The following is an 11,359-nucleotide window of genomic DNA, read 5'->3' on the forward strand; positions in this document are numbered from 1 at the left end:
CCCGACAGTTTAACCAACTGTTCATCAACTTTTGCCAAGGAGGATAAAATGGGGAAACTTTTGAGAATTAATACCAGGGAAAAGACCTTTGTCTTTGAAGAAACACCCGAGGCCTATGCGGCCTTGGGCGGGCGCGCCCTGACATCCAAGATGATCCTGGATGAAGTGCCTGCTACCTGCCACCCACTGGGTAAAAACAATAAACTGATCTTTGCACCGGGTATCATGGCCGGCTCTCCGGCCGCCGACTCTGGACGCCTTTCCGCCGGTGCCAAATCGCCGCTCACCGGCGGAATCAAAGAGAGTAACGCCGGCGGCCTGGTTTCCCAGAAACTGGCCAAGCTGGGCATCACCGCCATCGTCCTTGAAGACAAACCCCAGGATGATGAATACTCCATGATCGTCATCAATAAGGACGGGGTGGAAATCCTCCCCGCCGGAGACCTGGTGAAAAAGGGCAACTATGATGTCATGGAAGCCCTCTGGGATAAATACGGCAAGACCGGCGTCCTCTCCATCGGTCAGGCCGGAGAACAGTGCCTCAAAGGCGCCTCCATCAACCAGGCCGACATGAACGGCCGCCCGGGCCGTGCCCACGGCCGCGGGGGTCTGGGCGCCGTCATGGGCTCCAAGAAAATCAAGGCCATCGTGGTGGATGACAAGGGCGCCGGACGGGTGGAAATCAAAGACCCGGACGCATTTAAAAAAGCCAACAAACGCTGGGTGGAAATGCTCCACAACCATCCGGTAACAGGGGAAGGCCTGCCCGCCCTGGGTACTGCCGTTCTGGTCAACGTCATCAACGAAGCCGGCACCCTGCCCACCAAAAACTTCAGAAACGGCCGGTTTGAGCATGCCCAGGCAATTTCCGGGGAAGCCATGGCCGAAACCATTGAAAAACGCGGCGGTATCACCACCGAAGGCTGCCACCCCGGCTGCGTGATCAAATGCTCCAATGTTTACCACGGCAAGGACAACAAATACCTGACCTCCGGGTTCGAGTATGAAACCATCTGGGCCTTCGGCGCCCACTGCCTGGTGAAGGACCTGGACGACATCGCCATGATGGACCGCCTCTGTGACGACTTCGGCCTGGATACCATTGAAATGGGCGTCACCCTGGGTATTGCCATGGAAGGTGGAATGATTCCCTGGGGCGACGGCAAGGCTGCCATCGACCTGCTCTCAAAAGTCGGCGAGTTTGGAACCGAAGGCAAGATCATCGGCAACGGCGCCGCCTTCACCGGCGATGCCCTGGGTGTGGACCGGGTGCCCGTGGTCAAAAAACAGGCCCTGCCCGCCTACGATCCCCGTGCCTGCAAGGGTGTTGGTGTGACCTATGCCACCACCCCCATGGGCGCCGATCACACCGCCGGCTACGGCGTTACCGCCAACATCCTGGCCGTGGGCGGTTCCGTTGATCCCCTGAAAAAAGAGGGCAACATGGAACTTTCCCAGGGGCTGCAGGTGGCCACGGCCGCCATTGATGCCGCAGGTCTCTGCCTCTTTGTGGCCTTTGCCGTTCTGGACAACGAAGACGCCCTGCCCACCATCGCCGCCATGCTCAACGCCCAGTACGGCCTTGAGCTGACCCCGGACGATATCATCGAGCTGGGCAAGGATATCCTCAGGAACGAAAAAGAGTTCAACAAAAGAGCCGGTTTCACCCCCGTGGACGACCAGCTGCCTGAAATGTTCCTGAATGATGAACTTCCGCCCCACAACACCACCTGGGATTTCACCGAGGAAGATCTCCAGAAAACACTGGACTTCTAATCCGGTTCAGGCCATAAATTAGCGAGGGGCGGAAGATATCTTCCGCCCCTTTTTTATCTTTATCCCCCCACCGAAGGGTCCTTATGTTAACTGGACTGCAGATATACCTCCTCAAAGGGCTGCACCACCACAAAACCGCTGCCGCTGAACGACATCTGAATGGATTCGCCGCTGCCCCGTCCCAAAAATGTTTTTAAGGAGATATCGGTTTTGAGTTCCGGCTGCAGATTGCCGGACCAGGCCACGGTGGCATTGGGATCGGTGACCACCGGTTTTCCCGGAACCACTTTCAGGGTCAAAGGGTCATGATGGGTGGTGATGGCAATCATGCCCCGGCCGCTTAATTTTACATTGAACAGTCCGCCTGCCAGCATGCCGGCCACCTTTTTCATCATGGTAATATCCCAGTCGATGGAAGGTTCAAATGCCAGAAGATCATTTCCGTTGACACAGATGGTTTCGTTTTCAAGGTTCAGGACTGAAACTTTTTTCCCTGCATCGGCCAGATAAAGGGCTCCCTTGCCCTCGGCCTTGGTCAGACTCGCCCCTTCGCCGCTTACCGCCTTTTTGAACATTTTTCCCAGGCCGTGCTCCAGTATGCCCTCCCGGGTAAATTTGATATCGCCGGTATAGGCAATCATGGCCCCCAGCTTTGTCCACACACTGCCGTCCAGATTAATCTCCAGCATGCTGTTACTCTCAAGCTCAAAGAGCCCCTGGTCCTTATCCTTCTGGGATGTCCTGGCCACAAATTCGGCGATGGAGTATTTGCTGCCTTTGCCCGGTTCCGCTTCGGGAATCTTAACAGCCGCCTTGCAACTGGGGCATTTCACCGTCTTCCCGGCATATTGGTCCGGGATATCCTTTTCAAGGCCGCAGGATTTACACAAAAAACGCATGACGATTCTCCTTTGCTTGATTGTTTATCTCCATAATTAAAGCCATAGCCCAGTTCATGTCAAGGCACCTCAACGACCGGGAGGAAACGGCTGAATCATTTTTTGAGGGAAAGAACCCGGCGGCGGCACGGGTGGGTGCTTTCTCTAAAGCATTTCCGGTCGTCCTGACCGGAAATGCAGCGAACGGCCAGCCGCCTTTGCCGTCCTGGCAGTCAGCTGGCCTCACGCCGTTCAAGCATCCCACCCGCACCGCCGCCTAGCCACCCAGGCAAATTACCACGACGGTTAATTTATGCCCGGCCAGTTCGCTTTCATTTTTCCCCATATACAAGTTCACATCGGCCCCAAATTTAGACAAGCACTTATGCAAACCTCGGTGTCCAGGTCTTGGGCGGGGAGGGCTCGCCGGCGGCGTAAGGGCTGCCGGATGCCAGGACGACAAATCCGGTAGTCCGCTCGCTTCTTCGCGGGTCAGGACGACCCGCGGAGATTTAGTCTGCGAGCCCTCCCCGTTCAAGGCCGGGTCCGAGGCACTCGATTTCAAACTTTAGGGACAGTTTTCAGAAAAAGGTCTTGCCAAAATTTTCAGGGTACGTTTATTCTCCAATAATCTTGATTGGGTAATTCAAACCTGATATCTGATTTTTGTAAATTATGTGGATGCGGTATATCCATTAAAATAGCAACAAATTGTTGCTTGGCTGACAGATCTTAAATTAAGGCAAACGCAGTTTGGTAAAGCGTTTCACTGATAAATCCGTTTTTTTCACTCATCAGTATAAAAATCGGATTTTGGGCCAAAATCTTCTAAAAACGCGCAGCAACATAATTAATGTTATACTTCTAAATACACATGAAAGATATTCGGAAAATATTAACAAACATACCTCTTAGTGTTAAAATTTATTGTATTGTAGCGTTTATTTGGCATTTTCTTGTTTTTTTTGAATTATGGGTTGGTGCTGGAACGATAGTTGGCACATTTCTAATTCTGTTGTTTTGGATATTCATTACTCCCTCGAAATTTTTATTGCAGAGCTTATCAATCCCAGCTCTCGATTTTTTGAGGTTTGAAACAATGGGAATGTGGCTTTGGATAGTTATCCATTTAATTAATTTTTGTATTTTGCTTTTGTTGCCGTTTATTATTTCCCCGATAGCAAGGCGTATCAGGAAAGAGATGAATGGTAAAAAAATCGTATAACAACTGAGTGCAAAGGATTGCTTTTCGCTGCGCTTCAAGCAACCTCTGACTCAGACGTTGTGCATCTTGTACCCAAACCTATAATCTGCAAACGAAAGGATTAAAATGTTCTCAACTGGACTGAACTTGATTAAGAACGAATGGAAATTATCATTTTTCTTCTTGAGTATTATTTCAATCTTAGGTTGTATTCCAATTTTCATCTACAATTCATTTTTGCTAAATGCCTTTTTGTACTTATTAGGTCTGGATTTATATAACGGATATTTCTTAACAATGGGTAAAATCCTGAAAGGCCAGAAAGTTGAAAATCCTTATAAGGACATTTTCTTTGGAAAGGATAAAAACAGATCAGATTTTTTAATACTTATCGTTTTCTTTGGAGCGATCTTAATGATTTTCAAAGGGCCTATGATCATAGTTAATGTCCTGTTTGCGGAAAAATTCAACGAATTTATAGCCTCATCTGGCTCGGTGATGATTATTTTTAGCATTATTTCTGTTTTTGCCTTTTCACTGTATAAAATTTCAATCTATGCAGCAATTGCAAGCCTGAAATATTTCAACAATGAAGTTATTGATTCATTTAAAACTGGTATTAAGGGTATTTGGAATTTTAAAGTTTTTGTTGTCCTACTATTTCTTTTTGAATTTGCTGCTGCCGTTATCATTCAGGTTCAAACCCCAATATTGGTTATCATTGTTAATCTTTCTTATTATATTATTCCGGCTGTACTTATGACTTTTATGATCAGCAAGTACTGGTTAGATGAAAACATTGAACACTCGGCTGAATAGAATACAGACGGCAATGATTAACACGATGCACAACCAATCGCTGGAATGGGACCGGGCGTACTGCGCACCTTTTCGAATGTGTGCGGTTTAGGAAACTGAAAACTTTTATCTGAGGTTTCGGGTTAAAACGCCCGGCCCCTCAACTCAGGCGTTATATTATAGGAGAACTAAATGAAACAGTTATTTTTGTGTTTTCTCATTCTTGTTAGTTTTCAAACAGCTGCCGCGGAAGATTTGAGTTCTGGGAAAAAATTATTAATTGATAAATTGTTAGAACAAATGGGGCAGTCTGCCGCAGACACAGGACAACAATTTAGCAATTTGTTCATAGAGAGTTTTACCAGGACTTTGAAGAGGGCAAAACCAGATCTTGACCCAAGAGCTTTTGAAATAGTGGAGCAAGAAATCAAGCAAGTTATCGCTGAAATGTTTGAAAATAGCGATGCATTAACAGAGATGATGTATCCAATATATGGCCAAAGGTTCTCCGAGGACGAATTGAAAAAGCTAATAGCCTTCTATGAGACGCCATTAGGTAAAAAGCTTTTACGTGAGTTACCTGCAATAACAAAAGAGGGTATGCAGGCAGGGCAACAATTAGGCCAATCATTAGGCCCTAAAATTCAAAAGCGGATACAAGATAGATTTAAAAGCGAAGGTATTGAAATATAACAAATAGAGGATTCGAGACCGTGCCGAGGCACGAGGCTCGGCGCTAATCCTATGGTTCAAGAAGCCGCGGATCTATTGGGGAAAAGGTTATCATTTTGTAGGATGTGTTAAGGCCGGATGTAACGGAAGTTAAAAAAAAGAGCCCACTGCCTAAGGCCAAAGTCAAAAGTCACGTCGTTCTTGGCAATTAAAGCCCGGGATAAAGATACAAAATATCCTCCATTTGGCGCACGGATACTGTAACATGCCCCATCAATTCAGTGATAAGGCTGTTTATGAAAAATGACTGATATCTTGTAATCGGCTCTGTGTCTTTATTCGGATCGGCTTCGAAACTCTGGCTTTACAAATCGAATGAATTTCAAATCATGTCCGCAATGGCTGCATTTAATCTCGGGTATTTCAGGTTCCTGGCGTTCAATAAAAATCGCCAATATGTCATGGACGAATGAAATCAGTTCACGGATTCGCCCACTTTTCCTCTCAATCCTATTTTTTAATGCGTTGTCCGTCACCTTAACTCGTCACGCCATAATATGGGACATCTGCCCCTTTTTTGTCCTGTCCGGCAGGACGTTGTCCTTCACTGCAGGACATGCCGCCACTCTTAGGCGGGAGCCAATTTTATATATCTAATTGAAATTAATACAAATACCCATACAGATTTTATAGGCACGGCCATTGCAATCCTCCTTTCCAGGATAAACATAAAAATCATAGAGGGAGAAAAAAGTATGGCAAATGCAATGAACCAGAGAAGTTTGTTACAACGCACCGGACTGATCCTGGGCCCGGTTCTCTTTTTTCTTGTGATGATGATCAACATTGATCCGGCCAACCCCATGGTGGGGCGGATGGCGGCGGTGGCAACGCTCATGGCGGTATTCTGGGTGACAGAAGCCGTGCCCCTGGCGGCAACGGCGCTGATCCCGGTGATACTGTTTCCCCTGTTGGGTATAATGAAAGGCAAAGCCGCTGCCGGCGTCTATTTCAACTCCACGATATTTCTGTTTATGGGCGGTTTTCTCATCGCCCTGGCCATGGAAAAATGGAAACTGCACAAGCGGATTGCACTGTTTACGGTTAAAACCATCGGCGGCGGCCCCTCCCGGCTGGTATTCGGCTTCATGGCCGCCTCAGCCTTTTTATCCATGTGGATCTCCAATACGGCCACAGCCGTGATGATGCTGCCTATTGCCATGTCCATCATCCTCAAAATGGAGGAGCAGTTCGACGAAAAAGCCACCCACCACTTCACCCTCTGTCTGCTGCTGGGCATCGCCTATGCTGCATCCATGGGCGGGGCGGCCACCCTGGTGGGCACCCCCCCCAACCTGGTCCTTGTCAGGACATTTGAACAGACCTTCCCAACCGCCGCCCCCATTTCATTCGGGGTATGGATGATGATGGCCCTGCCCCTTTCGGCGGCCATGCTGGTCACCATATGGTTCTTGCTGACCCGGGTATTTTTCAGGGTTCCGGCCCACCTTACCGTGGACCATACCATTGTGGAAAAAGAATATAAGAACCTGGGGCCGCTGTCGCCCGAAGAAAAATCTGTACTGGTGATTTTCCTTTTGACCGCCCTGCTCTGGATTTTCAGAAAAGACCTGAATCTGGGGTTCATGGTTGTACCGGGCTGGGCAGGACTGATGCCTTTTCCCAAGCTCATTGACGACGGCACCGTGGCCGTGACCATGGCGTCGCTGCTCTTTATCCTGCCCACCCGGTCAGACCATGCAAAATCAGCGGCCATCCTGGACGCCTGCGTCTTTTCAAAACTGCCCTGGGGCATCATCCTGCTCTTCGGGGGCGGATTTGCCCTGGCCAAGGGATTTCAGGCTTCAGGCCTCTCGGCTTTCATCGGCTCAAAGCTGGGGATCCTGGAAGGTGCCAATAATATCTTTATGATCTCCGGCATCTGCACCACCCTGACCTTTTTGACGGAACTGACCTCCAACACGGCCACCACCCAGATGATTCTGCCCATTCTCTCTTCCATTGCAGTGGCCATGAAGACCAACCCGCTCATGCTGTTGATCCCGGCTACACTCTCGGCCTCCTGCGCCTTTATGATGCCCGTGGCCACACCGCCAAACGCCATCATTTTCGGCTCGGGAAGGGTAAAAATATACGAAATGGTCAAGGCGGGCATTTTCATCAACTTCATCGGGATCGTTGTGATAACCGGCCTGTTCCTGGCCCTGGGCACAGCGGTTTTCGCCATTGATCCCAATGTAATTCCCGACTGGGCGCTTCTGGCAAGCAAATAACCGCCAGTCCGGGCGACACTGCCGGATTATTTAAAGGGGTGCCATGGTTAAACAGAGAACGACGATCCCCCGCCATGGTACCCTTTTTATTTTGCGGAAATCCCGTATTTTTTGAGCAGGGCGTAGAGCCTGGACCGGGAGAGGCCGGAGACGCGGCAGGCGGATTTGATATCTGCCGACCGGTTCAACAGGTCCCTGAGGTATTTCTCTTCGTAAAGCGCCACCATCCGGTCCCGGTATTCTGATAAGGAGGGCATGGGGCCAGGGCCGTACCCCTCTTCCTGACCTGCCTCTCCGGCTACGGCGGCGGTAAATCCCGCCTTGGCCACGGCCGCCCTCAGGGATGCGGGCAGGTGGGATGAAAAAACAATGGGTGAGGTCATGGCGGCGATGACCACATGCTCCATGGCATGGGCCAGTTCCCGGACATTGCCGGGCCAGCTGTAGGCGGAGACCACCTCGGTAAAATCCGAAGACATCCCTTTGGAATCCACGGCCTGGGCATCGCAATAACGGTCCAGGTAATGCCGGGCCAGGCGCTTGATATCTCCGCCCCGGTCACTGAGGGGTGGCAGCTCAATGTGAAGGGACTTTATCCTGAACAGCAGGTCCTTTCTGAACCTGCCCTCTTCCGCCATTTTGCCGAGATCCCGGTTGGTGGCGGCAATGAGCCTGAAATCGCTGAACACCTCCCGGTCCTGCCCCAATGGCCGGAACCGTTTTTCCTGGAGCACCCGGAGCAGGATTTTCTGAAGGCCCAGGGGAAGTTCCCCCACCTCGTCCAGAAAAAGGCTGCCCTGGTGGGCGGCCTTGATCAGGCCGTCCCGGCTGGCGTCCGCTCCGGTGTACACCCCTTTTTTATGGCCGAAGAGCAGATTCTCCCCCAGGGTTTCGGGCAGGGCGGCGCAGTCCACCACCACAAGCTCGTGGTCCCGCCGCCTGGAATTCATATGAACGGCCCGGGCAAAGAGTTCTTTTCCCGTGCCCGTCTCCCCGGTGATGAGGAGCCCGGCATCGCAGGCCGACGCTTTTGCCACCTCATCCAGGGCCTGTTTCATCCTGGGGCTGCTGCCGATTATCTGTTCCCGTTTCAGGCTGGTGACCAGGTCCGGGCGCCGGGCTTTCAGGCGCTCCTCCCGGTACTGGAGGGCCCGGGACACCGCCAGGGAAATCTCCTTTGCCGAGGCGGTTTTTTCAATATAGCTCCATGCCCCGTTTAGTATGGCCAGTTCTGCCCCCCGTGCATCCCCTGCCCCGGTGATGATGACCACCTCGGGATCCGCCGGCAGTCCCTTGAGTTCCGGCAGCAGGTCCAGGCCGGATCCGTCCGGCAGCCCCACATCCAGAAGTACCAGGCTGAAATCTGCCGAGACAACGGCCTGCCGGGCGGATGCCAGGGTATCCACGGTGGTGGATCCATGTCCCAGGCGGCCCAGAATCCGGTTGACGGCATAGCAGAAATCCGGATCGTCATCTATGACCAGTACCTGTCCGGCAGCCTCTTTATTCATTGGTCCTCCTGTCCAGCACCTCACGGATCAGCATACTCATGGGTTTGATTTCAAATGGCTTGGATACGGTCTCGTCAATCAGCCCGTCAATATCGTAATCCGTATCCAGGAATTCATCATCCTTTTTATTAAAAAAGCCCGAACACAAAATAATGGGAATATCCGGACGGATCTGCCGGATATCGTGGGCCAGCTCCACCCCGTTCCGCCCGGGCATCACCCGGTCGGTGATCACCAGATCGAAGCGGCCGGGATTTTCCTTGAACAGGGCCAGGGCCTTCATTGCATTTTCCGCCGTTGTCACCCGGTATCCCAGGCGCCGGAGCATCCGGGACGAAGAGTAGACCATGTGTTCATCATCATCAACAAAAAGAATCTTTTCATCTCCGCCGGCAGCCACAGGTTCGTCCTTGTCCTCTTCCTCCAGCACATCATCATGGCCGATGCAGGGCAGATAAATATGAAAGGTGCTCCCCTTTGAAATCCGGCTTTCCGCAGTTATCAGCCCCTTATGCCTTCGGATGATGGCATCGCTCATGGCAAGCCCGAGACCTGTTCCCCCGGTATTCATATGGGTAGTATAAAAGGGGTCGAACATCCGCTCCAGCACATGCTCGTCCATGCCGCAGCCCGTATCGGAGACGGCCAGGTGAAGATAGGGTCCCTGGGGCAGTTCCACGGCCCTGCCTTCCCTGTCCGGCGCCTCATCTTCACGTGTCAGTTCAATGGACAGGATGCCTGCCCGGCCGGCCATGGCATGCTCGGCGTTGAGCAATAAATTCATGATCACCTGGTGAAGCTGGGTGGGGTCGGCCAGGATAAAGTCCAGCTTGGAGGCAATATTGAGTTTCACCTCAATCTCGGCGGGTTTAAAGGACTTGAACAGGTCCAGGCATTCCAGAATGATGCGGTGGAGCTTCACGGGTTTGTGCCGGGTATTCCGGCTCCGGCTGTATTCCAGAATCTGCTTGACCAGCTTTTTACCCCGGATGGCGGCTTTGAGGATATGCTTGAGGTCTTCATGGGCCGGATTGGTTTCATCCACATCCTCAATGGCCAGTTCACTGCAGGTGGTGATGGCCCCCAGAATATTGTTGAAATCATGGGCGATCCCGCCGGCAAAGGTGCCCAGCGCTTCCATCTTCCGGACTTTCTGGAGTTGATTTTCCAGGTCCTCCTCCCGGCGCTGGCCCGCGGAAATCATCCTGAGAACCGGCGACACCGAAAGCCGGGCAAACAGCCATGCAATGACCAGGACCATGACCACCATCAGCCCGAAAACCAGAACCATGAACCGCTGAAAGCGGTAGAGTTCCCTGAACGCCTCTTTACAATCCTGTTCCAGGATCAAGTGCCAGCCCAGCCGGTTTTCACGGACCACCCCTATTTTAGGGGTACCGACCTCATCCTCATAGGCCAGCAGGCCATCGGAATCTTTCAATTCAAGGAGCCTGTGCCGGTCGAAGGTCTTTTCCGATATCACCGCCTGGGGATCGGGATGGGCAATGACCTTGGCCTGGTCATCCAAAAGAAAGGCATAGCCGGAATTTCCCATCTGCCGTGCCGTCACCGACCCGGAAATGGCATCCCGGGTCATGGCCGCAGCAATCACACCGGCAAACCGCCCCGCCTTCACGATGGGTAGGGCCAGCACCAATGCAGGCCGCTTGGAGGTCTTGCCTACCAGGGTCTGCCAGGAAAGGGGGGCCCCCTCCTTCAGACGGCGGAAATACTCCCGGTCGGAATAATCCTTGAGACGGCCCCCGTCGCTGCGGGCAATGTTTTTGCCCTCTTCATCCAGGGTAAAGACCAGGTAGATCCATGGATACTCCCGCTGGACGGCATTGAGTATCCCGGACTGGGCCGCCGGATCCATTGAAATAATCCCGGACTGCCGGGATGCGGCCCTGAGCGCCCGGACATTCTTATCCAGCCACTCGTCAATCCGGGCCGTAAGCAGTCCGGCAGTCTCCGTCATAAGGATCTGCCGGTCCATGCGGATACGGTCGGAGACCTGGGAGTAGACGGAGAAGAAGAGGGCGCCCAGCCCGGCGATGCTCACGGCCAGCAGCAACACCATAATCCTGGGCTTATGCCAGACACTGCCCTGATGCACAAATTCTCTATTTTCAGACGGTTCAGCTTTGGGACCTGACATCGTATCGTTATTCCTGGGTATATTCGATGACAATTATCCTTGGGTTATATCCTATTCATCCGATCCGG

General features: G+C 51.9%; 8 protein-coding genes. 4 read left to right on the forward strand and 4 right to left on the reverse strand.

The features are described 5' to 3' along the window. Window positions 1-48 precede the first annotated feature (48 nt). Window positions 49-1,776, forward strand: coding sequence for an aldehyde ferredoxin oxidoreductase (locus HUN04_13635; protein ID WDP90678.1), 1,728 nt, complete (start codon window positions 49-51; stop codon window positions 1,774-1,776). A gap of 86 nt (window positions 1,777-1,862) precedes the next feature. Here the strand turns inward: HUN04_13635 and HUN04_13640 are convergent, their stop codons facing one another. Continuing rightward, entirely contained in the window at window positions 1,863-2,675 is an 813-nt protein-coding gene (locus HUN04_13640) for an AIM24 family protein (protein ID WDP90679.1), read from the reverse strand. 903 nt (window positions 2,676-3,578) lie between these two features. Continuing rightward, window positions 3,579-3,917 carry a hypothetical protein gene (locus tag HUN04_13645; protein ID WDP90680.1) on the reverse strand — a complete coding sequence of 113 codons (339 nt, stop codon included), beginning with the start codon at window positions 3,915-3,917 and terminating at the stop codon, window positions 3,579-3,581. Between the two features lie 238 nt (window positions 3,918-4,155). Between HUN04_13645 and HUN04_13650 the strand changes: the two genes are divergently transcribed. The 3 genes from HUN04_13650 to HUN04_13660 all read left to right on the forward strand — a co-directional run bounded on the left by HUN04_13650 (window position 4,156) and on the right by HUN04_13660 (window position 7,622). Continuing rightward, window positions 4,156-4,677 carry a hypothetical protein gene (locus tag HUN04_13650; GenBank protein ID WDP90681.1) on the forward strand — a complete coding sequence of 174 codons (522 nt, stop codon included), beginning with the start codon at window positions 4,156-4,158 and terminating at the stop codon, window positions 4,675-4,677. A gap of 171 nt (window positions 4,678-4,848) precedes the next feature. Further along, on the forward strand, window positions 4,849-5,349 hold the full coding sequence (locus HUN04_13655) for a DUF2059 domain-containing protein (GenBank protein ID WDP90682.1): 501 nt from the start codon (window positions 4,849-4,851) through the stop codon (window positions 5,347-5,349). 734 nt (window positions 5,350-6,083) lie between these two features. Then, the gene (locus HUN04_13660; GenBank protein ID WDP90683.1) at window positions 6,084-7,622 is read left to right on the forward strand and encodes a DASS family sodium-coupled anion symporter; all 1,539 of its coding nucleotides are present in this window, start codon (window positions 6,084-6,086) and stop codon (window positions 7,620-7,622) included. Window positions 7,623-7,708: 86 nt separating this feature from the next. Here the strand turns inward: HUN04_13660 and HUN04_13665 are convergent, their stop codons facing one another. Next, window positions 7,709-9,133: a sigma-54-dependent Fis family transcriptional regulator gene (locus HUN04_13665; GenBank protein ID WDP90684.1), complete on the reverse strand. Its 1,425-nt coding sequence runs from the start codon at window positions 9,131-9,133 to the stop codon at window positions 7,709-7,711. Continuing rightward, window positions 9,126-11,291, reverse strand: coding sequence for a response regulator (locus HUN04_13670; GenBank protein WDP90685.1), 2,166 nt, complete (start codon window positions 11,289-11,291; stop codon window positions 9,126-9,128). Before HUN04_13670 ends, HUN04_13665 begins: the two co-directional genes overlap by 8 nt. Window positions 11,292-11,359: the final 68 nt, after the last annotated feature.

The organism is Desulfobacter sp. (assembly GCA_028768525.1).
GTDB lineage: Bacteria > Desulfobacterota > Desulfobacteria > Desulfobacterales > Desulfobacteraceae > Desulfobacter.